Source organism: Haliea sp. E1-2-M8 (assembly GCF_030649675.1).
Classification (GTDB): Bacteria; Pseudomonadota; Gammaproteobacteria; order Pseudomonadales; family Halieaceae; genus Haliea.
Genome location: NZ_JAUTDR010000024.1, coordinates 17140 through 43683 on the forward strand (window position 1 = coordinate 17140; position 26544 = coordinate 43683).

The window sequence follows — 26544 nt, forward strand, 5'->3', positions numbered from 1 at the left end:
GGGGGGGTAGGAGCGCGGTCCCCGCGCGATCGCCCGCAGAGCAGGCCCCCACCTCAAGGGGGGGTAGGAGCGCGGTCCCCGCGCGATCGCCCGCAGAGCGGGCTCCCACCTCAAGGGGGGGTAGGAGCGCGGTCCCCGGGCGATCGCCCGCAGAGCGGGCTCCCACCTCACGGGGGGGTAGGAGCGCGGTCCCCGCGCGTTCGCCCGCAGAGCGGGCTCCCACCTCACGGGGGGGTAGGAGCGCGGTCCCCGCGCGATCGCCCGCAGAGCGGGCTCCCACCTCAAGGGGGGGTAGGAGCGCACTCCGCGCGCGATTTCCTCACTGCCCGGAAAGTCGGTGGCGCCTCCGGGCGCCATTGTTTTAACTGAAGCCCGTTTCATCCCGCCGGAGGCCCAGCCCATGGACCCGAACCTCGAACAACAGCTGCAGGCCCTGCTCGACAAGCAGGCGATCATGGAACTGATCAACGCCTACTGCAACGCGGCCGATCGCCACGACAACGAGAAGTTCCGCTCGCTCTACCACGAGGACGCTATCGACGACCACGGCTCTTTCTTCAAGGGCCTGGCGATGGAGTTCATCGACACCCTGCCGGATATCCAGGCCAACATGGAGATCCTGCACCACAACGTCACTACCGTGAACATCAAGCTCGACGGTGACCGCGCCGAGGGCGAGGTCTACATCATCGCCTTCCACAAGATCCGCACCGACGAAGGTCCATTTGACCTGCTGATCGGCGGCCGTTATTTTGACCGCTACGAGAAACGCAACGGTGTCTGGAAGTTCAGCTATCGCGCAGTGGATGCCGACTGGGCCAACCTGCACCAGCCGTCGATCGTCAACCTGGACAACCCGATCATCAAGGGCGCCCACATCGGCAAGCCCGGCCCGTCGGACCCGTCCTACTCCATTTTCGACCTGCTGCAGTGGGGCAAGCGCTGATTCGCCGCCCCGCGCGGCCCATACTGACAAGGGATACCCGTGACCAAGCAAGAACGGCTCGCCGCCGCCAACGAACACCTGCCACCCTGCCTGCAGATTCTCAATACCCGCCTGCTGGACTTTGACAGCGAGGCCGGCACTGCGGAGCTGGAATTCGAGGTCAGCGAGCAGTTTTGCCACTCGGTCAACATCGTCCAGGGCGGCAACGTGACGGTGATGCTGGACGCCGCCATGTCCCACGCCCTGTTCCTGCAGGAAACCGACGTGGTCGCCCTGCCGACCCTGGAACTCAAGGTGAGCTTCCTCGAACCTACCCTGGCCGGTCGCCTCACCGCGCGCGGCAAGGTGATCAAGAGCGGCCGCAGCATTGCCTTTCTGGAAGGCACCTTGATCAATGCCGAAGGACTGGTCGCGGCGACCGCCTCCTCCACGGCCAAACTCGTGCGCCGCAGATAGGGAATTCCATGCCAGCCTACCGTGTTCGTATCGCCCTGCTGACTCTGCTCACAGGGCTGGGCGCCCAGGCGCTGCAGGCGCAGGACTACAGCGGCTGGCAAACCTACGGCGGCGACCAGGGCAACAGCCACTATTCCGCCCTGGACCAGATTCACCGCGGCAACATCGCGGAGCTGGAACTGGCCTGGCGCTACGCCAGTGCCGACGGTCGGGCCCTGCCCCCCAGCTCGGAGCTGCAGGTCAATCCGATCGTGGTCGATGGCGTGCTGTACGGGCGCAACCCGTTGCACAACGTGTTTGCGGTGGATGCGGCCGGCGGTGCAGAGCTGTGGACCTTCAGTCCGCCGCTGGAGCATGCGGGCCTGTCCAATATGCGCGGGGTGACTCACTGGGCCGACGGCGATGACGCCCGCATCCTGTTCAGCACCGGCCACTTCCTGCTGGCCCTGGACGCGCGCAGCGGCAAGCTCGTCACCAGCTTTGGCCGTGACGGCCGCGTCGACCTGCGCGAGGGCCTGGGCCGGGACCCGGAACTGGTCAGTATCAACGCGCCCTCCCCCGGCGTTATTTTCGAGGACCTCATCATCATGGGCTCGGCGGTCACCGAGACCGCAGGCTCCGCCCCCGGTGATATCCGCGCCTATGCTGTGCGCAGCGGCAAGCTGGCGTGGACTTTCCACACCATTCCCCGGCCCGGCCAGTTCGGTGCCGACACCTGGCCCGAGGACGCGCGCGAAACCGCCGGTGGTGCCAACGCCTGGGCCGGCATGAGCGTGGATGAGGCGCGGGGGCTGGTCTTCATCCCTACCGGCTCCCCGGCACCGGATTTCGACGGCTCCGGGCGCCCGGGCGCCAACCTGTTCGGCAACACCCTGCTGGCCCTGGATGCCCGCAGCGGCGAGCGTCGCTGGCATTTCCAGACGGTGCACCACGACCTCTGGGACCGGGATCTCAGCTCGGCACCGGCGCTGGTCACCGTCACCGCAGGCGAAAAGTCCCGCGACCTGGTGGCCCAGGCCTCCAAGGAGGGCGTGGTCTACCTGTTCGACCGCGACAGTGGCGAGCCGGTATTCCCGATCGCGGAAGTGCCGGTGCCGGGCTCGGACATTCCAGGCGTCTACAGCTACCCGACCCAGCCCCGGGTGACGCTACCGGAACCTTTCGCCCGCCAGCAGATGACCGCGGACGACCTGACCAACCTCTCCGCTGAAGCCAATGCCGCGGCGCGCAAGGTCTGGGAGGAAGCGCACGAACTGGCCTGGCTGCGCCCCGCCGGCTTGCGCAAAAGCATTCTGCTGCCGGGGTTCTATGGCGGTGCCAACTGGGGTGGCGGCGCCTTCGATCCGGCCACCAACCTGTACTATATCAACGCCACCAACGCGCCCAACATCCTGCGCATGGAGGCGGTGGAAGTAGGCCGGGGATCCCGCATGGGCGTGGGCGAATTTGTCTTCCGGCAACAGTGCAGCGGCTGCCATGGCGTGAATCTGGAGGGGTTCTACCCCTACGCACCGCCACTCACCGGAGTGGAGAAGCGCATCAGCAAGCGTGACGCCTTCGACATCACCACCACCGGCAAAGGCCGCATGATGCCTTTCAGCCACCTCTCGCGCCACGAGCGGGAGGCGGTGGTGGACTACCTGTTTGCCTACAGCGCTGGAGAACTGCCTGCCGCAAGGGGTGGCGAAGCCGCGGATGCAACCACCGAAACCGTGCACGTGTTTGCCGGCTATCGTGACTTTGTCGACGCCGAGTACTACCCGGCCATCAAGCCGCCGTGGGGCACCCTGACCGCCATCGACTTTGTTTCCGGCAAGATACGCTGGCAGGTACCGCTGGGGGAATATGCGGCGCTGACCGAGCGCGGGATTGCGCCCACCGGCACCCGCAATTTTGGCGGCCCCGTGGTCACCGCGGGCGGACTGCTGATTATCGCGGCCAGCTCCGATGAAAAACTGCGGATCTTCGACAAGACAGACGGCAAGCTGTTATGGGAGTACCAATTGCCCGCGGGCGGCTACGCCACCCCGGCCACCTATGCGATCGACGGTCGCCAGTACATCGTCATCACCGCCAGCGGCGGCAAACTGGGCACCCCCACCGGGGATCAGTACCTGGCCTTCGCCCTGCCCGCAAGCCCCGCGCCCTGAGCGGAGGGGGCGCCGGGAGCGCGACCCCGAAACTCAGTTCCCCGCAGCGTTGAGTAACTGGTCCGCGCGCTCAAAATAGCGCGGCCCGTAGTTGCCGATGCGTTCGCTGTCGCCCTTTTCCGAAGCCTGGTGGATCTCCTCCAGGTCATCCTCCAGCTCTTCCAATTCGTCCTCAATACGCCCAAGGGCGTTTTCCAGGGTGTAGGTCAGGCGGTGAACCTCGTTGAAATCGTCGCCCTGCACCTCGCCCTTGTCCAGAATTGCGCGCAGCCGGGTGTTGTACTCGGCCAGGTTGGCGAAGGCCTCTTCCAGGGTCGCCGACGGTTCACCTTTATAGTGTTCAGGGCGGTCGTCGGCGATAACCGGCGCGGCCGTCAGGGCCAGGGCGGCCAGGGTCAGGGCAAAAGGTATTTTCATGAGAAGTCCTTGGGACTGGAGGCGCGCGTTGCACGCAAGTTCACTTGTTGCTCGCATCCTGCCATAAGCGGCGCCACAGTGCGACAATGTGGGTTGTGCAACCACAGAGACTAACCGGTGAAAAAAACAATACTTGCTCTCGGTATCCTGGCGCTGGCGGCAGCCGCCCTCTACACCCAGCGCGGCCCCCTCGCGGAGCGGGTGATCGCGCATCTTGCGCCCGCCATGATGTCGGCCAACACGCTGGCAACTCTGGAAGATGGGCTGCACGTGGCAGTTTGCGGTGCCGGCGGTCCCATGCCCGATGCGGTCAGATCAGGGCCCTGCCTGGCAATCAGCGCCGGCGAGCGACTGTTGGTAATCGATGCGGGCAGCAACGGTGTGCGCAACCTGGTGCGTATGCGCTACCCGGTCGGTGCGATTGAGGCCGTGTTCCTCACCCACTTCCACTCCGACCATATCGATGGCCTCGGTGAGCTCGCGACCCTGCGCTGGGTCCAGGGCAGCCATCAGGACCCATTGCCGGTTTACGGCCCCACGGGCGTGGAGCAGGTGGTCGACGGCTTCAATCGGGCCTACGCGCTGGATGTCCGCTATCGCACAGCGCACCACGGCGAAGCTGTGGTGCCCCTGCGCGGTGCGGGCATGCGAGCGCACAGCCTGGGTCCGGGCGGCGGCGGCAAACTGCGCGCAATCAATCTGGGGGGGGACCTCAAGGTCACTGCCTTCAGAGTGGACCACGATCCGGCAAGCCCGGCGCTGGGCTACCGGGTCGATTACCGCGGCCGCAGCCTGGTCGTGTCGGGCGACACCATCAAATCCGAAGCCGTAGCCCAACAGGCGCAGAACGTGGACCTGCTGGTGCATGAAGCGCTGTCGCCGGAACTGGTCATGATCATCAACAGTGCCGCCGAGACCACCGGCAACAGCGGCATGGCGCAGATTGCCCTGGACATACTCGACTACCACGCCAGCCCGGTGGAGGCGGCAGAAGTCGCCCGCGACGCCGGAGCCGGACACCTGCTGTTCTACCACATCGTACCGGCACTGCCCCCGATACCCGGCGCCGAGGCCGCGTGGCTGCAGGGTGTCGCCGACATCTTCAGCGCGCACACCCTGGCGCGGGATGGCACCACAGTGTCACTGCCCGCCAACAGCGATGCGATAAAGGTCGGTCGCCACCGGCTCTAAAGTTCACAAAATAAAGGACCTGACCCTTTATTTACTTTATGAAAATAAAGGGTCAGGTCCTTTATTTTTGGGCAGCGCGAATATTGTCGGCCATTTGCAGCAACGCCTCCCGACGGGGCATGCCGGTGAGTGCGTCGAACATTGCCCGGTTCTGCTCACCAGCGACGTACACCGGACCGTTGCGCAGATTGGCCAGCGCTTCCAAAACCACATCCCGCGGCGACATCATGCCCTCGAGGGTGCTGCTGTCAATGCCCTGCAGGGCGTGGGCCTCGGTATCGGTACTGCCGGGGCACAGTGCCAGCACGTCCACCCCCGCACTCGATAACTCCCCCCACAGGGATTCCCCCAGGCTATTGGTAAAGGCTTTGCTGGCGGCATAGGCCGCCGAGTACGGAATCCCCATCAGGCCCTCGACCGAGCTGGTGATGATGATGCCGCCCTGCCCACGCCGCAGCAGTCCCGGCATTAATCGATGGCTCAGCTGCAGTGGCGCGGCACAGTTGACCTGCAACATCGCCGCCATCCGCGCGGGGTCAATGTCCTGGTGCGCACCCTTGAGGCCAAATCCCGCGTTGCTGACCAGCAGGCCGATCTCCAGCCCCGTAGCGGCGGCCATGATCTGCTCCACCGCAGCGGGCTCGGCGAGGTCGGCAGCACACACCCTCACGGCCACGCCGTGAGCTTGCTCAAGCTCGGCCGCCAGGGTCCGCAGCCGGTCTGCCCGGCGCGCCACCAGCAGCAGGTCCAGGCCCCGGGCGGCCAGCTCGACCGCAAAGGCGCGGCCGATGCCGGATGAGGCGCCGGTCACCAGCGCCGCCGGCCCATACCGGGTCGCAAAGTCAGCGTCCGTCATGGGCGGTTGTTGTTCGGTCATGAGGTGGATTGCTCCCGATAGTCGGTGCCAGAATCCGCGGGCATCGGTACCTGCAGGCGCTGGATCTGGTGTCGCAGCCAGGCGCTGAGCCAGAAGTTGTCGCTGGCGGCCAACAGGGTTTCGTGGGCGGCGAGCGCCAGCGCTTGCAGCTCTGCGCAATCCGGCTCTGCATGCAAGCCGATATCCAGCAGGTGCAGCGCCTCCAGGGTTGCGCCCGCGGCGAGTTTCTGCTCCGCGCGCCCGGCGATGGCGCTGGCGCCACCCGCCAGCTCCACCAGGTCGCTGTACACCGCGCTCGCAGGCACGGGGTACAACTCGGTGGTGGAACGGTGATGAAACCAGCCGGCATAGTTTTCCCAGATGGCACGCACGCCCCAGGACACCTTGCCGTAGCCCTGCCCCACCTCCAGCTCCGGCGGCAATTCGATCTCCGCCATCAGGCTGTGTACATCCTTGCCCGCATTCATTCCGGCAACGGTGGCGTCGTGTACGTACAGAATCGCATCCCGCAGCACCGTCAGCTCCCGCTGAATCAGTTCCGCACCGTCGACGGGGCTGTGGTGGCCGTAGAGAATGGTCACCGGCTCCAGCGCCCTGACGGTTTCCACCGCCGCCGCGCAGACCAGTGCGTCGCGATAGCGGTCGCCGCGAATGGTGACCAGGTTGGGAAAATGGCCAAAGGGACAGCCGAACAGGTTGCCGGTGAAACAGATGCGGTGCTGTGGCAGCCACACAATCAGGGAGTCATTGGTCTCGGCGCCGGGGACCGCGATCAACTCGACTTCCAGGCCGCCCAGGACGAAGCTGTGCCTGTCCTCCACCAGCAGATCCGGCAGTGGCCGATCCTGCTGCGGAAAGTCGGTGTAACCCTGCGCCGCATAATAGGCAAAAACCTCCTGGAATTTGTCGGCAAAGGCGAACGCCGAGCGGCTGCCGCGAAAAGCGTGCAGGCGCCCGTCATAGGCCTGGTGCCCGACATTGCCCGCCTGGGCGATCACCGTCAGGCCCGGGTGCCGCTGCCGCAGCCAGGCCGTGCCTCCCACATGGTCCACATGGCCCTGGGTCAGGATCAGGTAGCGTGTGGGATGGTCGGTGAAGGCGTCATAGCTGCGCTGGATCACGGGCGCCTCGAAGCCCATACCGGCGTTGATCTGGATATTGCCCTCGGGTGTCTGCAACAGGTAGCTGTTGGAAAAGGCCTCGCAGAGCAGGATGAAATCGTTGATCCGTCGAGCGCCGAATCGTGCCGCGTTGGGCTCCACGGGTCGGGACTTGTAGAGTGGTTCACGTGCTGGCATCTGCCGCCCCCTGGTATCGAAAATGATTTCTGTTTACGGACCTGATTGGTGATGCATTGTGCGTCGACGCTGCCGTGGTCACAAGGGGCTACGTCCATGTGGCACAGGAGCCCTTGAGAAGCGTTGGCGTCCTCACTTGCGCACTCACAGTACTGTCATTTATGGTTGTCACGTTAGGCCCGCCCGCTGTGTTCCCCAGCGGCCCCGGTCTGCGGCCATCATCCGCCGCCTGTCACCCCAGGAGCCACTCCATGCGTCCTCTCTGCGTCTCCCGCCATCTGTACTCTTTATTGGCCCTCTGCGTCCTGTTGCTGGCCGGCTGCCAGCGCGGCGAGCCCCCGGCAATGCCGGAGATAGTGCAGCCGGTCGCGGAGGAAAAGGTTATCACCAGTCCCTCCGACAGCCGCGAATACGGCAGCTTCACCATGGGCAACCAGCTTGAGGTACTCCTGGTCTCCGATCCGGGCGCGCAGACCTCCTCCGCGGCCGTGAGCGTCGGGGTAGGCATGCTGCAGGATCCCATGGAGTACCAGGGGATGGCGCACTATCTGGAGCACATGCTGCTGCTGGCCTCGGAGGACTACCCGGAGCCCGACGGCTTTATGAGCTTTATCAGCCAGCATGGCGGCACCCACAACGCCTATACCTGGCTGGATCTGACCAACTACATGTTCGAAATCCCCAATGCGCACTATACCGAGGCGCTGCACCGGTTTTCCGCCGTATTCCGCAACCCGCTGCTGGATCCGGATTACATCGAGAAGGAAAAGAATGCCGTCCATGCCGAGTGGTCCATGCGCCGTGCGCGCGACTTTGACGGGATCTTCGAGCTGGACCGGGCGATGCTGGGTGAGCACCCGGCCAACCGTTTTCTGGTCGGCAACCTGGACACGCTCGCGGACAAACCCGGTTCCAGCCTGCATGACGCCACGGTCGATTTCTACCAGCGTTACTATTCAGCCAATATCATGAAGCTGGTCATGCTGAGCCCCATGCCGCTGGCGGAAATGCGCATCATGGCGCGCACCTATTTTGGCGCCGTCGAAAACAAGGAAATCACCAAGCCCGAAGTGGACGCAGGCCTGGATCTCGCGGGCATCGGCGGTCAGCGCGTTCACTACCGGCCCCAGGAAGACTTGCGCCAGCTCAGCCTCGAGTTCCTGATCAGCAACAACCGCGACCAGTTCCGCAGCAAGCCCAACCAGTACCTGGCCTATATCCTGGGTTCCGAAATGCCGGGCACACCGGCCGCCACCTTCAAGGAACGCGGCTGGGCCAGCGATTTCACAGTGACCGTACAGCCCGATCTGTATGGCAATTACGGCGCCTTCAGTATCGGGGTCGAGGTGACCAGCGAGGGCATGGCACACCGGGAAACCATGGTGACGCTGATTCTCGGTTATATCGAACAGCTGCGGGCGGCGGGCGTTTCCGACCGCTATGCGCGCGAGTTCAAGACCTCCCTGGACAACGCCTTCGAGTTTCTGCAGCGCGAGCGCGGCTTTGACTATGTCGCCAACCTCGCCGAGGCCATGCAGCATTACCCGGTGCTGCACGCGGTGGATGCCAACTACCGCTTCGAAGGGTTCGACAAGGCGGCGGTGGACGCTGTGCTGGGGCAACTGACGCCCGCAGCCCTGCGGGTCTGGTATATCTCCCAGCAGGAACCCACCGAGGTGGAGCTGGAGTTTTTCACCGGCCGCTACCAGATCCGGCCGCTGGAGCTGCCGTCAGCGGACGAGCAGCGAGCCGCCGCAGAGCAGGCCGGCCTGGCTCTGCCGGCCCTGAACACGCTGTTGCCGGAGAAGTTTGCACTGCACGCCGCGGCCACTGAGCCTACCCGCGTTGTGGACAGCGATGGTATCGAGCTCTGGCTCCAGGGCAGCGAGCATTTTGCAGAGCAGCCCAGGGGCTATACCCAGCTCTATTTCAACACCCCGGCGCGGCAGGAAAGCGCCACCGGCAGCGTGCTGCTGGCGCTGTGGGCGGACCTCTACCAGCAAAGACAAAAGGCCTGGTTTACCGAGGCCGCGATTGCCGGCATGAACGCCAAAGTCAGCGTGGACGACGGCATCCGTCTGTCGGTGACGGGCTTTACCGACAAGCAACTGCCATTCCTGCAACAGGCCCTGGCCGGCCTGCAGTTCAAACCCGGCGCCCAGGACCTGGAACAGGCGCGGGATCGTTTCCTGCGCCAGTTGGACAACGACCGCCGCAGCATCGCCATTGAGCAGCTGTTCAGCGCGCTGCGACGGGTTGCCTACAGCGGACGCTACGATGACAGTACCCTGCGCGACGCCGCTGCCGCAGTTACGCTTGAGCAGCTCCAGGCTTTCATCAGCGATACCCTGGCGCACAACCATATTCGCGGCTACCTGTTTGGGAACTACGACGCTGACCACGCCAAAGCCCTCGTCGAGACCCTGAGCTCACAGTTCCCCGAGCGCAGCGCCAGGGCTTACACGCGCAGTGACCTGTATGCGCCCACCCGCGGACAATCGGTTGTGCTGGCGGAGGACACGGCGGTGGAGGACCTCGGCATGCTGCACCTCTACCTCGCCCCGGAAGCGGGCTTTGCCGGCATTGCCGCTGCCAGGGTGCTGGGGGCGCATCTTGGGGATCGCGCTTTCGTTCAGCTGCGCACCGAAGAACAGCTTGGCTACGCAGCTGGCGGCCTGGGCAACGCACTGGGTGATTTCGGCTTTGTCGGGCTGTACATTCAAACCCCGGTCAAAAATGCAGCGGACATGTTTGCCCGTTTGCAGCGTTTCACCGCGGAGTACGCCGACAGCCTCAGCAAGCTCGATCTGCAGGAATTCACCCCGCTCCGGGACGGCGTATTGAACGAGCTCAGACAGCCCCCGCAAAACCTTGCCGAGGAGGCGGCACCCTTCCTGCAGGACTGGGACCGGGAGCGCTACGACTTTGATTCTCGCGCCAGGCTGATTGCCGCGGTTGAAGACACCGCACTGGCCGATATCCAGAATTTTTACCGGGACAGCGTCCTGGCCGAGGATCGCAGCAGCCTGTTGCTGCAGTTGCGCGGCACCCGGTTTGCCGATGCGCCCTTCGCGGTCATTCCCGGGGTGGAACCGATTACCGGGTTGGCTGAATTCCACGCCCGGATGGCGCTGCAGAAGCGTGACGCGTCAGACTAGCGCGGCAGGTAGAACTGTTCATACCAGCGCCGCAGCTTGTTGATGGGGCCGTCGCCGTCACAGAGGATGGGGTCGGCCTGGTAGATCTTGTCCTTCCAGATTTCAACATCGGAACCGAAGGCCGCGTGGGCGCCGAGCGCGTATTGCTGCACGAACTCCTCCGGCAGCGGCTGCCCGTCCAGGCCACTGACGATGATAGCGCTGCACAGGTCCATTTCGGTGTCATTCACCGGAGTGTGATAGTTCACCCACCAGCTCTTGTAGCTCAACTCCTTGCTGCGCGACTCGGTGTAGTAATACATGATTGCCGGGCCGTGATAAGTGGCGTCACCCCAGGCGTCGGCCGGCTGCTCGATTGCCTGCAGGCTCAGGGCCTCCATGTCAAAAGGCAGATCCGGTGGCACCACCATGCGCGCATCGGCTGAGCGCTGCACGGTGGAGAGCTGGGTCACCGTGCGCTCACCGAAGCGGTTCTCGAAGGCTTTCACCACGCCACCATGGACATGGGGAAAATGCGCGATGTCGACAATGTTCTCAATCACATCGCAGGGCTGGGCGCGAATGCGGGAACGGTGAAAATGCCAGTCGCCCCAGCCGCCCTCTCCGCTGCCCCAGTCCGGAATGTCCGGCAGGTAGTCCTCCGGCGGTTCATTCAAGGGATCGTACCAGAGGGCGATAAAGCCACTGGCCTCCCGCAGCGGCCAGCCACGCAGGGCATGGCGCGCCCGCTCGGGAATCTTGCTGGCATAGGGTATGGCCACGCACTCGCCGTCAGCGGCGAAGGTCCAGCCGTGGAAGGGGCAGGCAATAGTGTCGCCGCTCAAGCGCCCGCCGTCACTGGCAAGGTGGGCACCCAGGTGCGGACAGTGGGCATCGACGACTGCAGCCGTGCCCGATTCGCCGCGAAACAGCACCAGGTCACGATTGAAGTAGTGCAGGCGCTGCACCTGTCCCACCGCCAGCTCGCGGGAAAAGGCCACGATATGCCAGCCGCGGGCAAAGCGGCCGGGCTCCAGGAAGGCGTACTTGTAGTCACTCATGCGGAGTCTCCCTCTTCGGCGAACGCGTGGCGCGAGGCAATGTAGGCAAAGGTCATGGCGGAACCGATGGTAGCGCCGGCGCCGGGATAGGTGTCCCCCATCACTGCGGCACTGGTGTTGCCGGCGGCATACAGGCCGGGAATGACGGCACCGGCTTCATCCAGCACCCGGCCGTGTTCATCACAGCGCAGACCACCCTTGGTGTCGAGATCACCGGCCTCGCAGCGCAAGGCATAGTAGGGCGCGGTTTCCAGCGGACCCAGGCAGGGATTGGGCTGCACCTTCGGGTCCGCGTAATAGCGGTCGTGCTCGCTGTCACCACGGCCGAAGTCAGGGTCCCGCCCCAGGCGGGCATTGACGTTAAAACGCTCCACCGTCGCGGCCAGGCCCTGCGCATCGATCCCCAGTTGAGCCGCAAGCGCCTCCAGACTGTCTGCCTTGGTTAACAGGCCGGAGCTGAACATCTCTGCCGGCAGGTTCTCATCCCGGGTCATCTTGCCGGGCTTGATGTGCCCCACGGGGTAGCGCTGGCGGTAGCCGGCATCGAACAGCAGGTAGCAGGGTATCGCCCCTTCGCCGCGTTGCTCGCTGGCGTACTGGTCCTTGACCAGATCTTCGTAGGGCTGGGCCTCGTTGGTAAAACGCAGGCCGGCGCGGTTGACCATGATCGAGCCCGGGTAGGCCTTGCCGGCGATCAGGGCCAGCACGCGCCCATCCGGCATGCGGTAGGTGGGCGACCACCAGGCACTGCCCATGAAATCGAGCGCGGCACCGAGGGCGCGCCCCATGACAATCCCGTCGCCGCTCGCGCCGGGGGCCGCCGCCGTCCACTCGGACCCGATCGGTGCCTGCTGGAACTGTTGTCGCAGCAGCGCATTGTGGGCGAAGCCACCGGTAGCCAGCAGCACCCCGCGCCGCGCCCTGACCCGCAACGGCTGCCCCTTGTGCTCCACCAGGGCACCGCAGACCCTGCCCTCCTCCAGCAGCAGCTCGCGCATGGGCGCATCCAGCCACAGGGGAATGTCCCGGTCCAGCAGCGAGCGGCGCAGCCGCGCCACCAGGGCCGGCCCCAGGGTCACACGCTGGTCTGTCTTGCCCTTGAGCCGTGCCGGCAGGTCCAGCCAGTAGCGTGCCAGCAGGCGGAAACCCAGCCAGTAGGCGCCCAGATCCATGGCACCGAGCCTGCGGCCTTCGGGGACGGTGATATTGAAGCTCAGCAGCGAGAAATAATCATCGCGGATACGGTCCGCTTCCGCGCCCAGGGCGCGCAGGGAAAAGGCGCCGGGATCCATGGAGCGACCGCCGGACTTGTAGCCCTCGACCTGCGGGTAGTAATCCATGTAGGTCGGCAAGGGCGTGAATTGCACATGGCTGTGATCCATCATGAACGCGAGCATCTCCGCCGCGCGGCTTGCATAGGCGCGCAGTCGGGGTTCGCTGACAGTGTCACCGATCAGGCCGTGCAGGTAGCGCCAGCCCTCCTCCGTGCTGTCGGCGACGCCCAGGGCTGGTTGCCGATGATTACCCGGAATCCAGGCTACGCCGCCAGACTTGCAGGTGGTGCCACCGTAGCGGGATTCTTTCTCCACTACCAAGGCGCTGCCACCCAACTGGTGGGCCACCACCGCGCCGGTCATGCCGGCCGCACCGCTGCCGGCCACCAGCCAGTCTACCTCGTGATCGTACCGCAACCGCCACCCCGTGCATCATCGTTGTTCGAAGAACCTCAGAGGATACGGGGGCTGGCGGCGGCACTGAAACCCGCGCGGCGGTAAACCCGGGGCTGGTATGAATGCCTGTACGGTGGGGGTCAGTGGCGCAGTTCGGTTGTCACTCCGGGCTTGCGGCCAACTCCCTGGCAATGGCGGCCCGCACCAGGGGGTTGAACGGGAAACCGATGTGGCTGGCGGGGATGGCAACATTGCGTACCCAGCGCGCGTCCCCCTGGCACAGGGCGATGTCGCTGCCAACAATGCCATCGGTCTTGCTGTAGAGCGCCAGCACTGGCACCTGCAAGGTGCCGCGATAGGCGTGACGGACCCAGCGTTTGATCGCTTTTTCATCCACGGGGCTGGCACTGCGCCCACTCATCACCCGATACAGGGCGGTACCACGGGGATCGCCGTAGGGGGTACCCAGGGTAATGACCTGGCGCAGCCATTGCGGGTACCGATGGGCCAGCGCAGCCGCGACCAGGCCGCCGAGACTCCAGCCGATGAGGGTCACCTTGCGGCCGCTGCGCAGGTATTCCGCCTCGACCAGGGCAGCAACCCGCTCCTCGGTTTCCGTACGCGCAGCCAGGGACGCTTCCAGGCTGCGGGCCCGGTCCCCGGCACCGTGACGGCCAAGACCCCAGGGCAGGGCACAGTAGCCGCGCTCAGTGAGAAAGCGGCGCAATCCGGCGGTGGAAGAGTCCGAAGCCATAAAACTCGGCAGGACCACCACGCTGTGGCCATCGCCTCGCGGCAATAGCCGCGACAAGGGCTGCAACAGCGCCGAGCCACCCATTTCCAGAAAGGCGCGGCCGAGTTCGGTGACACTGTGGCGAAGCAGGGGGGGCCGGGGTGGTAGCTGTGAGATCGCTGCTGACATGACGCTGCTCCACTGCACTAGTCCCAAGTATACGCGCTAATGGGACGGTGGATCATCCCCTCGCCCGGCTAGCGTGGTCGCAACGCGCGTCCCGCCTGTCGGCGGCTGACCAGGCCCCGCCGCTGCAGCCAGGCAATGGTATCGCGCAGGCTGTCTTCCAGTGGACGGAAGCTGAAGTCCAGTTCGGTTTCCACCCGGCTGTTGTCCAGTGGTACCCAGCGGGTGGCATACTCCATCGCCTCGGAACCGAAGGGTAAATCCAGGGGCAGCAAGGAGCCGAAACGGTCGTAGAGGTGACCGCTGATGCGCGCCGCGATGCCCGGCAGGGGCACTTTGAGCAGGTGGCGGCCAGTCACCGCCTCCAGCGCACGGGCGACCCCGCGCCAGTCCAGATAGTGCCCCCCGAGGACGTAGCGATTGCCGGGCACCACCTCTTCCAGCAGCCTGCGATGGACCAGGGCGATGTCACGCACATCCACGTACTGGGTGCCGGACGAGGTGCAGGGCACCAGGCCCTGCAGCAGCATCTGCAGGCCAACGTGCGGTTCGGTCAGGCCCGGATCATCGGGGCCGATGACCTGGGCGGGGTAGGTAATGAACACCGCCCCACCGCGGTCCTGCAGCCCGCGCACATAGCGCTCGCAATCCACCTTGGAGCGCCCATAGGCATTGCTCGCCCGCCCGGGGGGCGAATTCTCATCGAGACTGCCGGCGGCGGGATCGTACAGTGCGGTGACGCTGGAGACGTGGATTACCCGGCCGATACCGCGTTCGATGGCGCCGCCCACCACCAGCCGGGTGCCCTCCACGTTGGTCTGGTAGACCCGCTCGGCATCCGCAGCCGCGGTCGACACCAGGGCAGCGGAGTGGACGACCGCATCGCAGCCTTGCAGTGCCCGGGCGACCTGGTCGGCGTCGGTGATGTCGCCGCGGGTGACATACTGCACCCGGTCCTGGCCGAACAGCGCCAGCATCTTGTCCACACTGCGCACCAGCAGGCTGACTTCGTGGCCGGCGTCCAGCAGGGCCTGGGCGGTGTGGTAGCCGACGAAGCCGGTGGCACCGGTGATCATGACGCGCATCTCAGCCCGCGCTCTTCGGGGCTTTCCGCGGAGTTTTCCGCGCTGTTTTCCGCGGGGTTTTCCGTGGGGGCTTGCGCGAAGTCGGCGCCTTGACAGCCACCAGCGCCGCCATTTCATCGAAACTGGCCTGCAGACACTCGGCATAGCGGGCGGGATCCGGCAGCATCTCGCGGCAGGCGGTGAAGGACAGGGTCATGCTGCCCTGTTTGTTCTGCACCGCGCTATAGACCACGTGGAACAGGCCGATATTGGGCAGCAGCGGCCCCAGGCTGAGCGCATCCACCAGCCGCGCACCACAGAAATACTGCTGGATTGGCGGACCCGGGACATTGGTGACGATGGTGTTGAAGGTCACGGAGGACTCTGTCAGCCCGGTGGCGGCGGCCAGACGCAGCCCCAGGGCGAGCACATTGCCGGGGACCAGGTCGGTCAATTCCAGCGCCAGTCGCGGCCCCAGCGCCGCAGCATAGGCTTTGGCCTGCAGGCTGTGGTTATGCACTGTGCGCAGGCGCTCCACAGGGTCCTCGATCTGGGTGCACAGGGAGACCCCCATGAAACCCACCATGTTGCCGCCGGCCATCTGCTCCTCGGGCGAGCGCACATCGACAGGGCAACCCGCCACCAGGCTGGCGGCCGGTAACTCCTTCTTGTCCAGCAGGAAGCGGCGCAGCCCACCGGCAACAATGGTCAGCATGACGTCGTTGATGGTCGCGCCCGGATGCAACTGCTTGATCGCGCGCACCACCTCGAAGTCGAAGCGCACGGCATCGACTACACGGTTGGCGGAAATGTGGCCCTGGAAGCGGGTCCGCGGCGGGCTTTTGCGCGGTTCAAAGGCATGTTCACGATAGCCCCGATACAGGCGCCCGGCCATTGGCACCGCCTGCCGCACCAGTCCCAGGGCCTGCAGCGGCATCTTCCAGGCGTCCAGACAAGCCTTGCCCAGCATACTGACCGGTGAGGGTACTTCCGGTACCCAGGGCGGCGCCGGCTCCACTGGCGCCGGCACCGGCGAGGGGTCCAGCATCAGGCTCATGAAGCGGGAGCCGGTGGCACCATCCATTGCCGCGTGGTGGACCTTCAGCAACATCCCGAAACAGTGTTTCGGCAGGCCGTGCACATTGTCCAACCCCTCGATGATGTACATTTCCCACAGGGGTTTGTCGCGTGCCAGGGGGCGGGAATGGATACGCGCGGCAAGGATGCAAAGCTGGCGCCAGTCTCCCGGTTTGGGCAGGGCGATGTGGCGCACGTGGTATTCCAGGTCGAAGTGGGGGTCATCCACCCAGTAGGGCTGGCCCAGGCCCAGCGGCACGTTGACCAGCTTGCGGCGAAAGATTGGCGACAGATGTACTCGCGACTGCAGCAGGGCGAGGATGTCCTTGAACCGTACCTTGCCCCCGGGGGCGGTACTCTGGTCGTAAATACTGACGCCACCGATATGCTGGGGCATACCTTCGAGCTCCGCATGCACAAACATGGCATCCTGTCCCGATAACTGCTGCATGGTCGACTCCTCCGCTCGCACCCTGTCCGGGCTTTATACCGCACGCACCAGGGCGGCGACCAGTATGCCCGCCGCGATCGCCGGCATCGGCCGCCGGAACAGGAGCATCAAAACGGCAGTGGCCAGCAGCGCAAGCTGCCCTGCGCCATCGGCCTTGACCGCAACCGGCACCAGCACGGCGACCAGCACCGATCCTGCCATGGCATTGATGAAGCCCTCCACCCGGCGGCCCATGGGGATAAAGGACATCAACAGCACACCGCCAAAGCGGGCCAGCAGGGTCACCAGTGCCATCAGCGCAATCAGCAGCAGGGCGCCTCCATCCTCGATGGCAATCACGCCTTGTCCTCCAGCCAGAGTGCACCCACCAGACCACCGGCGAGGGCACCCACCACCACATGGCTGTTCTCCGGCAGCCAGAGCCAGGCCGCATAGGCGGCAGCGCCACCGACCACCCAGGCCATGACCGTGCGCGATGTCCGGCGCCCGGCCAGAACCATGCTGAGCATGAAACAACCCATGACCATGTCCACACCCAGCGCTTTCGGATCAGTGATGGCACTGCCGAAGACCATGCCGATGATGGTGCCCGTCAGCCAGGTCAACCACAGGGCAAAACCGCCACCCACCAGCGCGCCGAGGGTATTCCTGCCACTCTGCAGGTCGTTCAGGTTCATCGCCCAGTTGGCATCCGAGAGAATGACCAGGCTGCCGTAGCGACGCCCCGGCGGTAGCAGGGACATCCACGGGTAGAGGGTGGCACCCATCAACAGCATGCGGGCGTTGATGGCGAAAGTGGTCGCCAACAGCGGTAGCACCGGGACCTCCGCGCCCCATAGCTCCAGGGCGGCGAACTGCGCGGTGCCGGCAAACACGGTGGCGCTCATGAGCACGATTTCGTGGCCCGGAAGGCCGGTCTGGACCGCGGCCAGACCGAACGCCGCGCCAAACACAGCCACAAACAGGGAAATCGGCAACAGGCGCCAGAAGCCCTGCTTGAAAGCCGCCGGAGACAGCTCCGGCGCGATGTAGTGCGACATGACCAGGCAAACTCCCGTCAGTGGGTTTCAAGGCCAGATGATACCAGCTGGAGGGGGCCTGCATCGCCCACCCAGGGCCACGATGGTATCATTCCACCCCGGTTTCCAGAGCAGACACCATGCCCGAGCTTCACGAACAGTTCACCGCCACCGTCCGCGATCTCGGCACCGACGGTAGCGGTATCGTCGAACACCCGGGCGGCCAGGTGTTCTTTGTCGCCGGTGTCTGGCCCGGCGAAACGGCCCGCTTTGCGGTCACTGGTTTCAAGCAGCGTTTCGGTTTTGCCCGGCTGCTGGAGCTGCTCGAGCCCTCCCCTGCCCGTGTGACGCCACCCTGCGTTCACCACGGTACCGGCCCCGGCGACTGCGGTGGCTGCCCCTGGCAATTCGTCAACTACGCAGCCCAGCTCGAAGCCAAGGAGCAGCGCGTGCAGCGGGCTCTGGCGCGCCTGCAGCTGACGACGGAAATCGCGCCGATCTGGGGTTCGCCCGCTATTTTCGGTTACCGCAACCGGGCGCAATTCAAGACCGACGGCAGGAAGCTGGGCTATGTCGCAGCGGGCTCCAGGCAGCTTGCGCCCATCGCCGACTGCCCGATCCTGACGCAGCCCAATCGGGGAACCCTGCAGGCACTGCTGCAATCACTGCCCAACAACCTGTTCCGCCCCGGCCGCAAGCAGGACTGGACCACGCTGGATGTCGACGAGGAGGTCAGCGCCGCGGAGGTGGTACCGAACCAGCGTCGCCCCTTCCGCCAGGGCAACGCAGCGCAGAACCTGCGCATGCGCGAGTGGCTGGGAGCCCGCGTGGACCAGTTGGACCCAAGCCGCACCGCGCTGGAGCTGTTTTCCGGTTCCGGCAATTTCACCGAAATGCTGGTGGCCGCTGGCTTCGCGCGTATTCTGGCGGTAGAGGGCGTGGAAGACAGCGTCCAGGCGCTGGCCGCCCGCCAGCTGCCCGGCGTGGAGGCACAGCGCTATAACCTGTTCGCCGAAGCCGACTGCTCACGACTGCAGGAGCAGGCGCGGGATGCCAGCATACTGGTACTGGACCCACCCCGGGACGGGTTCAAGCTTGCGGGGCTGTTGCTGACGAAAAAGCACCGCTTGCGGGACGTGTTCTACATTTCCTGTGACCCGGCCACCTTTGCCCGGGATATCGACATCTTCATTGGCGCTGGTTTTCGAACCGCCGAAATACAGCCCCTGGACCTGTTCCCGCATACACCGCACGTGGAGCTGCTGTGCTGGCTGCAGCGACCAGCAGCAAGCCAATAGTGAATTCCCCCGCGCTGGGCGGGTCCAATTGCCAGTTATAAGGACATTCTTCACTGGATATTTGACAGGTACTTCGCCCATGACAGCACCTAAAATCTTGCTCATGCTTGCCCTGTGCACATCGCTGTTGGCCTTTGCTGCAGGAGACGCAGAACGCGCGCCTGGCATCACGACCTACGAGGCGGAATACAGCGCTCGCTACAGTGGCTTTCCGATCAAGGCTGAACACAGCCTGCGTCGGACCAGCGGCGGCTACGAGTTGCGCGTAGAAGCGAGCAACTTCCTCGGCAAAATCACCGAACAAGAGCAGTTCCATCTGGATCAACAGGGTGCCATCATGCCCGATGGCTATCGTCACGACCGCTCGATAATGCGCAACACACGCAAAGAATCGATGGCCGTGGATCACGCGGGCATGACCATCCGCTCCTCGCGCAAGGGTGAGCAAACGGAAATGGAGTTCGAAGCCGGCCAACTCGGCCCGCTCAGTCACCAGCTGGAGCTTGCCCGGGACCTGCAGGGGGGTGTGGAAGAACTGAGCTACAGCGTTATCATTCGCGGCGGCATCCGCGATTATCGCTATCAGCGCCTGGGTGACGAGGACATGGAGACTGCCCTGGGCACACTACGCGTCGTCAAGCTGGAACGAGTCCGGGATGACAGTGACCGTGAAACAATTCTCTGGTTGGCGCCAGAGCTCAATTACCAGCCGGTTCTGTTACGGCAAATAGAAGATGGCAGCAGCTATGAGCTCACCCTACAGTCGTTTCGTTTCACAAAGGAAAACAGTTAGGCCCTTGCGGTCGGGCAACAATGCCAGAAGGCAATCGCTGTGAGGTACTCACGGGCCGCGGGTTTGCTACTGCTTGCGGCCAGCGCTTCCATCTCCCTTCCGGGGGCAAGCGCCGAAGAGGACACGGCAGAGTTGGATAGACCATGGCTGGATGACAGCCACGATTACGTCAGTGAGCAAGCTGACAACCTCGCTGCCTGGATGGACAGTTTTTTCGGCGTCAACCGTGTGGACGAAGAGGCGCCCTACTCCACCCTGCGTTTGCGGGTAGAGCCAGAATGGGACGAGATGGACGGCTGGGACAGCGGTATCAGCCTGCGCGGCAAGGTGCACCTGCCCAATCTGAACAAGCGCGTCAGCCTGCTGTTCTCGGACGATGACGAGCGCACCGGGAGCGATGACCTGCTGATTGATCGTCAGAATGCGCCGGATGACATCGCCCTGCAGCTCACCGCGCGCGAACGCAAGCACGACCGGGTTGATTTCAAGATCGGGCTGCGCTCCACCCTCCATCCGAAAATCTCAGCGCGCTACCGCTACGAGAAACCACTCTCGGACGCGATCATAGGACGCTTAAGCCAGGAGGCCCTGTACCGGACCGATGACGGCTTTGCCAGCGAAACCCGGGGCGACCTGGATACCATCCTCGGCGAGGACAAAGTCCTGCAGTGGACCAACCGCTTGCGCTGGTTCGAGGAAGAACCCGGCCTGAGCTGGAACACCGGCCTGAGCCTGAACCGGCGCCTGAGCAACGATCGTGTGCTCGGTTACTACCTGGCGGTCGCCGGTGCTACCGAACCCGGCCACTACACCCGGTCCTACGGTTTCGGCATGCGTTACCGCCAGAATATCTTTCGGAAATGGCTGTTTGCCGAACTGCAACCGAGCTACTTCTGGCGCCGGGACGAGTTCGAGGACAGGCGAGAGGGGTCTGCGGCGGTTCTGTTGCGGCTGGAGGCGGTTTTCACCCGCGACTGGGACTAACCCCCGCGGCGTTTTTCGAGAGGGCTGCTATGGTGATACCCGCCAGGTACGCCGGGCGCGCACTGACGGGCATGCAAGCTAGCGAAAGCTGACCTCACGTACCAGGGTGCTGCCCATAATGTCCCGCAACTCCCCGCGCTCGATGTTGCGCTTGGCAGAGTCCTCGCGGGAACCGACCATATCACTCATCAGCTTGTCCCAGTATTCATCGGGCTGATCGAGCATGTCACCGGCTGACTTCCACTCGACCATAAGCCAGAGATTGGGCTCACCCTCTCTTGCGTGAACATTGCTAAGCAGCTTGTAGCCAACCACCTTCTTTTCCTTGATCAGCTTGTCCATTTGCTTTCGCCACAGATCGTTCAGGTTCTCGATATAGGCATCGAATTTGCCCGGATGCACTTCGACCGACGTCACCTCCCAGTAAGTGCCCTGTTTAAAGGGCGCTTCGGCAAATGCGAGCATCGGGGTCAACAGGAGCAACAGTATGATTTTCTTCATTGCTTGCCACCTCCACGGTTGGCGGAATAAGGCTGCCACGAAATGTGGCAGTTTTTAAAAAATAGACCGTGGTGGGGATAAAGCAAGGTGTGGCTAACGGGATGGTCAGGCAAGCGTGCCTGGCGCGATGAATCGGCACTCAGGTGATCAGCGGTGAGCGATGGGGTATGGCAACACCGCACCCGATGGATCAGCTGCTACACTTGGTCATTGGAGACTACCGAGAGGTGTGGCAGCGAATCAAGTACGCCCGGGGCTGCTTCGTTCGCTGCTGCCGTGTACTGGGTGAGGTGCCATGGCTGCAAAGCTGTTTCTCTGGACCACCCGAATGCTGACGCTGCTGCTGGCGGTGGTGAGCGTGCTGCCGATGATACCCGTCGGTCAGTGGTGGATCCAGCTGTGGGAGTTCCCGCGGCTTCAGTTGACCTGGGCGCTGGCCCTGCCGCTGGGGCTGTTGGCGGTGCACGCATATTGGGATCGACCGCGTAAAGAACATGCAGCGTGGCTCGCGGTTATCCTCGCGACGGGGGCATGGCAGCTGTCGCACATCCTGCCGTTCACGCCGCTCTGGTCGACCGAGGTGCCGACCGCCGAGGTTCAACCCGACGGGGACCGGAAGGCCCTGAAACTACTGACAGCGAATGTCACCTACACCAACGACCACTATGCCGAGTTACTGGCGATGGTCCAACGTGAGGATCCGGACCTTCTGCTGTTGATCGAGGTGGACCGAGCCTGGGCTGAGAGGCTGAAGCCCCTGAATCAGCAGTATGCGTATCGGGTCGGGGAGGTGCGCAGCGAGGGCCTGGGCATCGTGCTCTGGTCGCGCTTCCCTCTGCTGGAGCGGGAGATCAAGCATCTGGTCTCCGAGCGTCGCCCATCGATCTTCGCTACCCTGGATGTGCCGGATATCGGCCCGGTACGGTTCATCGGCACTCACCCCGTCCCGCCGGGGCTGGCGGGCCAGATCGCCGGCGACGACGAGACGACCGATCGTCGGGACAGCCGGGTCCGCGACGCAGAGCTGATGCTCATTGCCAGCCACGTCCAGAAGGACCCGGACAACCGCTGGATCGTCACCGGGGATTTCAATGACGTCGCCTGGTCCGACACCACCCGGCTGTTCGCTGACTTGAGCGACCTGAAGGATCCTCGCCGCGGCAGGCGGCTGTTGAGCTCATACCCCGCAGACCGGCCACTGTTGCGATACCCGATCGACCACCTGTTCGTCTCTGACGGTTTTCATCTGATCGACCTCGACCGGGTGAAGGTACCCGGCTCCGACCATTTCGCCGTCACCGCCACACTGGCCGTCGCAAGAAAAGACGACAAGAAGCCGGAAGCCTCTGCGGAGGAAGAGGAGCAGGCCGGGAAAATGATCGAGGAAGGTGCGGAAGACGCCGCCGAGCACGGCGTTAGCTCGAGCCAATAGGGTCGACGCCAACGACAGGGTCAGGCTGACAGTCATGCTATTCGGTGCCTGTCCAGCTCTCCTCTGTTTCCACCTGCCCGCGCCGCTGCATCCAGCGCATCGCGAGCCAGCACAACGCCGCCCAGGCGGCCCCGGCCGTCCAGCCGGCAAGGACATCCGTCGGCCAATGGACCCCGAGGTAGACACGGCTCATGCCCACCAGCAGCGTGAGCAGTATCGCCAGCAACAGAATGTAAGCCTTCAGCCTCAGCGCGGGTTGTACGCGGATGAGCAGAGCGGCAAGAGTGAGGTAGGTCACGGCAGACATCATCGCGTGGCCGCTGGGAAAGCTCGCGGTGTAGACGATGGAGTCATGCGGAACAAGGTCGGGCCGGGGACGATCAAAGCCAACCTTCATCAGCGTGCTGAGCAGTATACCGCCGGGCACCGCGACCGAGGCAAAGAGCGCCGCGCGATAGCGTCGGGCGAGTAGCAGGTAGCCCAGGGCACCCAGCGAGACCAGCACCAGCACGCCTACACCGCCGAGCGCGGTAAAGTCCCGCCCCAGCTCCTCCAGCCAGGCCGGACCGAGCGGATCGGTGTGATCGGCAGGGTTGCGCAGCGAGAGCAGCAGGGTCTCATCAATACTCGTGGTGTCACCTTCAGCCACTTCATCGGCCAGCTCGACGAACGCCCAAACCCCGGCGAAGAGCACCAGTAAGCTCAGCAGCGCTGCAAACTCGTAGCGCGCGAACCGAGCCAGCATGGAAAGGCCTCGGCGTCCCATATGTTCCCGGTAAAAAAACTGTCTAATGAGCTTGCTCCACTTTTTCGCTTCCGGCCGTATCCAACGACGCCGGCGCATCCCCTTCACTGGATGAAACCAATTGCTGACAACCGGCCTGGCCGCTGGCGGTACCCGGCTCGACCAGAGGAAGCAGCGCTGCGGGTGGAAAGATCACCGCGGCCAGCAGTGTCAGTGCGCCCCGCGCCACCAGTTCAGCGCTCACCACGTCCAGATTGTAGCTGTCAAAATCGCCGTATACTCTCACCGGACTGCTGCTGGAGAGAACGCTGAAATCCTTGGGGCGCGCCTCCAGTACCAGTTCATAGGTTTCGCTGGCAAAATTGACATTGCCTTCGCCAACGATATTGCTGTCGGAGGTGGCCATGGTGAGTGCCTTGATATTCGCCTGGCCGTCGCTGGCCCAGATTTTGGAGTAAAGGCATAGAATCTCTACTGGATCGGGCTTTTCTTGCCCCAGGCTGAATAGCACTTCGCCCAGGTCCAATCCCACCGCTTCCACCAGCAGCGCATCAATCTGGCCCCCACTCATCAGCACGTCCAGGCTGCCGTCGAGACTCGCCAGGGCCTGCTGCACGGAGTTGCCTGCAAAGGTGGCCTGGCCGTCGCCCCCCAGAATGCCCCTGGTATCGTCTGCGACATCGAAATGCCGGGCGAATTCGTGGAGATCGACATGGGCAATTTCGAGTTTTGCGCTGCCCTGAGCGGGATCGGGGTTGGCGTTGATGTCCCCGTTCAGGGTGATTTTCCCCTCGGCAAAGCGAAGAGCGAGGGGATACACCTGGAGTACGCCGTCCTCCAGGTCCAGTTTCACGACCACTTCCTCGAAGGGGACTTTCTTCGCCCGCATTTCCAGGGCATTGAAATCGAGATGGGCATTCACCGCCTTGAGCCGCTTGCGCATGAGTTCCGCCTCCGGCAGTACCTCTTCACTGGCCGCCTGTTGCCGGGCCAGCGCCTCCAGGGCGGGAGAGGTCACTTCGCCACTGCCGGTGGCGGGGGCGAGGCCAACCACCGGCAAAAGGTCGTCCAGGTCCAGCATGCTGGAGGTGAGGTCCGCCCATACCTCCGGCCGCTCGCCGGGAGGTGCTCGCCAGCGCACCTTGCCCGCAAGGTCGCTATTGCCCACGGTGCCGTCGATGTCCCGGAGGTGCCAGAGCGCCCCGTCGCGCTCGAAGCTGGCGTCGATCTCGTAGGGGGGCAGGTGGGGCAGTGGCAAGGGAGAGATATACCACAGCTGCGCTGGATCAGGCCCCTCGACATGTAGCTGGAGGTCGACCGCCTTGACTATCAGGGGCTGTGTCACAGTGCCGCTGGCGCGGATTTCGGTCTCGCCGAAAGTGGAATTCACAGAGAGGGGATAGGGCTTGCGTGGATCGTCGAGATCCAGCAGGGGGCCGCCACTGACCTCAAGATTAAAGAGGTGGTCGCGCAGGGTACCGCTGGCGTCGAGCCGGACCCCGGCGGCGCCGCTCCGGGTGCGCCGACCGGCGAAATCTACTTCGATATCGGTCTTTTTCTCCTCGTGCCAGTAACGCAGACTGCTCTCCTCCAGCAGGAGGGCATTGTTTTCCAAACGGGTGGCGAGCCTGCCCTCGAGATATCCGAGCCCGGCAGCCTCGAACGCCGGCAGGGCCCGCCCCATATCCAGAGCCTGGAGCGCGACAGCGAGGTTGGCACGGGGCAGCGGCCGGGACCCGTCCGCAGTGCCGGTGACGGTGAAGCTCCCCTCCCCCAGCTCGGCGGAGAAATTTTCGATGTCGAGTTGCCCGGAGGCCAGGGTTGCGCGAAGGATGGCATTGTCGAGCTCTCTGCCCGCGAGCGTCACCCGCTGCGCCTGCAGGTCGAGATCGAAATTGAAGTCCCGCAGTTTCGCCGTCAGCTCCTTGATCAGGCTGTTCCAGCGTTTGCCCTCTTCCCTTGCGTCTTTCCTGTCCTTCTCCGCTGCCTCATCGCCCTGGCTGGAAGGCACCAGCATGGGCAGGGTTTTGTCCAGGTTGAGGGTTTCCATGTCAAGGGTCAGGATGAGGGTGGGAGGCTTCTCGCTTTTGTCCAGCCAGCTCAGACTTCCCTCAAACCCGCTATCGGCGAGCTGACCGTCGATGTTTTCCAGCTGCCAGTTGGTATCGCGCCGGCGAAGAGTGCCTTCGATCCGGTAGGCCGCGTCGCGGGTTTCGTAGCCGAAAAACCGGGAAAGTGTGCTCGCATCCGGGCCTTTCAGGGAGAACTGGAACTCCAGGGATTGAAGAGTACTCAGGCTGCCACTATGCCCGTTAAGTGTCAGCTGGTGTTCGCCCCAGTCCAGCTTGCCCTGAAGATCATAAGTCTCCGTCTGTGACCGGTTTGCAACAAGCTCTTCCGTCATCTCTCGCGGCGGATCGCCGGTGAATCCGAAGGCCAGCCGCTTGCCCTTGAGAGAGCCTTCTCCGTCGAGGCGCAGTCTTTGACCCCTGCCGGTGTCGACCTCCGTGGCAATATTGGTGTTTTCCGCGGTGTCCGCATAGGTCAGCTTGCCGTCGTTGATTTCGATCTCTTCAAACCGGGTTTGGAAGAGTGACGGTTCTTCATCGTCGGAAATCCATGCCTGCCAGTTGGTCCCCTTGTCCGGCGATCGGCGCAGATGTACTTGGGGCTTCTCCAGGACAAGCTTTTCCACCACCAGCTTGCGTTGCAGCAACTGGGGGAGATCAATGCGTGCCGAGATCGACCTGGCTTGGGCGATGTGGGGTTTTTCGGCCCAGAGTGCATTCTCAATAGTGGGTTGCTCCAGGGTTACCGTCGGGGCCAAAGACCAGTCCACCTCGATGCCGCCGGACCAGTCGATTTCCCGATTCCACTTCTCCTCCAGACGGGTCTGTAACTGGCCGCTGAACCAGGTAGATTCGACCGCCAGAACGACCACCACCAGGGCGACGGCCGCGAGGCCGAGAGTGACGGCGATTACACCCGCGACAGCGGCAAGTACAATTTTCAGAATCGCCACACGAATCCCTGCAATAGAGCTCTCCAAAAGATCGCT

At 64.0% G+C, this 26544-nt stretch carries 22 protein-coding genes; 9 read left to right on the forward strand and 13 right to left on the reverse strand.

The window, feature by feature from the left end; all coding sequences use genetic code 11:
* Window positions 1-400: 400 nt before the first annotated feature.
* Genes Q6D67_RS17185 through Q6D67_RS17195 form a run of 3 tightly spaced genes read left to right on the forward strand, consistent with a single transcriptional unit; the run spans window position 401 to window position 3552 of the window.
* Window positions 401-946: a nuclear transport factor 2 family protein gene (locus Q6D67_RS17185; protein ID WP_304706902.1), complete on the forward strand. Its 546-nt coding sequence runs from the start codon at window positions 401-403 to the stop codon at window positions 944-946.
* A 39-nt stretch (window positions 947-985) separates the two neighbouring features.
* Window positions 986-1402 carry a PaaI family thioesterase gene (locus Q6D67_RS17190; protein ID WP_304706903.1) on the forward strand — a complete coding sequence of 139 codons (417 nt, stop codon included), beginning with the start codon at window positions 986-988 and terminating at the stop codon, window positions 1400-1402.
* Between the two features lie 8 nt (window positions 1403-1410).
* Window positions 1411-3552 carry a PQQ-binding-like beta-propeller repeat protein gene (locus Q6D67_RS17195; protein WP_304706904.1) on the forward strand — a complete coding sequence of 714 codons (2142 nt, stop codon included), beginning with the start codon at window positions 1411-1413 and terminating at the stop codon, window positions 3550-3552.
* 33 nt (window positions 3553-3585) lie between these two features.
* Here the strand turns inward: Q6D67_RS17195 and Q6D67_RS17200 are convergent, their stop codons facing one another.
* The gene (locus Q6D67_RS17200) at window positions 3586-3969 is read right to left on the reverse strand and encodes a DUF6746 family protein (RefSeq protein ID WP_304706905.1); all 384 of its coding nucleotides are present in this window, start codon (window positions 3967-3969) and stop codon (window positions 3586-3588) included.
* A 117-nt stretch (window positions 3970-4086) separates the two neighbouring features.
* Here Q6D67_RS17200 and Q6D67_RS17205 point away from each other — a divergent pair, with 117 nt between their 5' ends.
* Window positions 4087-5160 carry an MBL fold metallo-hydrolase gene (locus tag Q6D67_RS17205; RefSeq protein WP_304706906.1) on the forward strand — a complete coding sequence of 358 codons (1074 nt, stop codon included), beginning with the start codon at window positions 4087-4089 and terminating at the stop codon, window positions 5158-5160.
* A 61-nt stretch (window positions 5161-5221) separates the two neighbouring features.
* On the opposite strand, the gene Q6D67_RS17210 is transcribed toward Q6D67_RS17205, so the two are convergent.
* A complete protein-coding gene (locus tag Q6D67_RS17210; protein WP_304706907.1) occupies window positions 5222-6037 on the reverse strand; it encodes an SDR family oxidoreductase in 816 nt (271 codons plus the stop codon).
* The gene (locus Q6D67_RS17215; RefSeq protein WP_304706908.1) at window positions 6034-7335 is read right to left on the reverse strand and encodes an alkyl sulfatase dimerization domain-containing protein; all 1302 of its coding nucleotides are present in this window, start codon (window positions 7333-7335) and stop codon (window positions 6034-6036) included. The genes Q6D67_RS17210 and Q6D67_RS17215 overlap by 4 nt, the downstream gene beginning before the upstream one ends.
* Before the next feature lie 251 nt (window positions 7336-7586).
* Here Q6D67_RS17215 and Q6D67_RS17220 point away from each other — a divergent pair, with 251 nt between their 5' ends.
* Entirely contained in the window at window positions 7587-10493 is a 2907-nt protein-coding gene (locus Q6D67_RS17220; RefSeq protein ID WP_304706909.1) for an insulinase family protein, read from the forward strand.
* On the opposite strand, the gene Q6D67_RS17225 is transcribed toward Q6D67_RS17220, so the two are convergent.
* From Q6D67_RS17225 to Q6D67_RS17255, 7 genes are all read right to left on the reverse strand, one after another.
* Window positions 10490-11533, reverse strand: a complete 1044-nt coding sequence (locus Q6D67_RS17225; RefSeq protein ID WP_304706910.1) for a Rieske 2Fe-2S domain-containing protein — start codon at window positions 11531-11533, stop codon at window positions 10490-10492. The two genes, Q6D67_RS17220 and Q6D67_RS17225, sit on opposite strands and share 4 nt — an antisense overlap.
* The gene (locus tag Q6D67_RS17230) at window positions 11530-13224 is read right to left on the reverse strand and encodes an FAD-binding protein (RefSeq protein ID WP_304706911.1); all 1695 of its coding nucleotides are present in this window, start codon (window positions 13222-13224) and stop codon (window positions 11530-11532) included. The genes Q6D67_RS17225 and Q6D67_RS17230 overlap by 4 nt, the downstream gene beginning before the upstream one ends.
* 139 nt (window positions 13225-13363) lie before the next feature.
* The gene (locus tag Q6D67_RS17235) at window positions 13364-14125 is read right to left on the reverse strand and encodes a triacylglycerol lipase (protein ID WP_304706912.1); all 762 of its coding nucleotides are present in this window, start codon (window positions 14123-14125) and stop codon (window positions 13364-13366) included.
* A 68-nt stretch (window positions 14126-14193) separates the two neighbouring features.
* The gene (locus tag Q6D67_RS17240) at window positions 14194-15207 is read right to left on the reverse strand and encodes an SDR family NAD(P)-dependent oxidoreductase (RefSeq protein WP_304706913.1); all 1014 of its coding nucleotides are present in this window, start codon (window positions 15205-15207) and stop codon (window positions 14194-14196) included.
* A 1-nt stretch (window position 15208) separates the two neighbouring features.
* The gene (locus tag Q6D67_RS17245) at window positions 15209-16714 is read right to left on the reverse strand and encodes a wax ester/triacylglycerol synthase family O-acyltransferase (protein WP_304706914.1); all 1506 of its coding nucleotides are present in this window, start codon (window positions 16712-16714) and stop codon (window positions 15209-15211) included.
* A 33-nt stretch (window positions 16715-16747) separates the two neighbouring features.
* Window positions 16748-17053: an AzlD domain-containing protein gene (locus Q6D67_RS17250; protein ID WP_304706915.1), complete on the reverse strand. Its 306-nt coding sequence runs from the start codon at window positions 17051-17053 to the stop codon at window positions 16748-16750.
* Window positions 17050-17754 (reverse strand): AzlC family ABC transporter permease, encoded by a 705-nt coding sequence (locus Q6D67_RS17255; RefSeq protein WP_304706916.1) that lies wholly within the window; start codon window positions 17752-17754, stop codon window positions 17050-17052. Before Q6D67_RS17255 ends, Q6D67_RS17250 begins: the two co-directional genes overlap by 4 nt.
* Before the next feature lie 119 nt (window positions 17755-17873).
* Between Q6D67_RS17255 and Q6D67_RS17260 the strand changes: the two genes are divergently transcribed.
* The 3 genes from Q6D67_RS17260 to Q6D67_RS17270 all read left to right on the forward strand — a co-directional run bounded on the left by Q6D67_RS17260 (window position 17874) and on the right by Q6D67_RS17270 (window position 20808).
* A complete protein-coding gene (locus Q6D67_RS17260) occupies window positions 17874-19031 on the forward strand; it encodes a class I SAM-dependent RNA methyltransferase (protein WP_304706917.1) in 1158 nt (385 codons plus the stop codon).
* Window positions 19032-19110: 79 nt separating this feature from the next.
* On the forward strand, window positions 19111-19824 hold the full coding sequence (locus tag Q6D67_RS17265) for a DUF3108 domain-containing protein (protein WP_304706918.1): 714 nt from the start codon (window positions 19111-19113) through the stop codon (window positions 19822-19824).
* A 132-nt stretch (window positions 19825-19956) separates the two neighbouring features.
* Window positions 19957-20808 carry a hypothetical protein gene (locus tag Q6D67_RS17270; RefSeq protein ID WP_304706919.1) on the forward strand — a complete coding sequence of 284 codons (852 nt, stop codon included), beginning with the start codon at window positions 19957-19959 and terminating at the stop codon, window positions 20806-20808.
* A gap of 78 nt (window positions 20809-20886) precedes the next feature.
* On the opposite strand, the gene Q6D67_RS17275 is transcribed toward Q6D67_RS17270, so the two are convergent.
* Window positions 20887-21309 carry a hypothetical protein gene (locus tag Q6D67_RS17275; protein ID WP_304706920.1) on the reverse strand — a complete coding sequence of 141 codons (423 nt, stop codon included), beginning with the start codon at window positions 21307-21309 and terminating at the stop codon, window positions 20887-20889.
* A 295-nt stretch (window positions 21310-21604) separates the two neighbouring features.
* On the opposite strand from Q6D67_RS17275, the gene Q6D67_RS17280 reads away from it, so the two are divergent.
* Window positions 21605-22741 carry an endonuclease/exonuclease/phosphatase family protein gene (locus Q6D67_RS17280; RefSeq protein ID WP_304706921.1) on the forward strand — a complete coding sequence of 379 codons (1137 nt, stop codon included), beginning with the start codon at window positions 21605-21607 and terminating at the stop codon, window positions 22739-22741.
* Between the two features lie 37 nt (window positions 22742-22778).
* Here Q6D67_RS17280 and Q6D67_RS17285 read toward each other — a convergent pair whose 3' ends face one another.
* A complete protein-coding gene (locus tag Q6D67_RS17285) occupies window positions 22779-23486 on the reverse strand; it encodes a phosphatase PAP2 family protein (RefSeq protein WP_304706922.1) in 708 nt (235 codons plus the stop codon).
* Between the two features lie 43 nt (window positions 23487-23529).
* On the reverse strand, window positions 23530-26508 hold the full coding sequence (locus Q6D67_RS17290; RefSeq protein WP_304706923.1) for an AsmA family protein: 2979 nt from the start codon (window positions 26506-26508) through the stop codon (window positions 23530-23532).
* Between the last annotated feature and the right edge of the window lie 36 nt (window positions 26509-26544).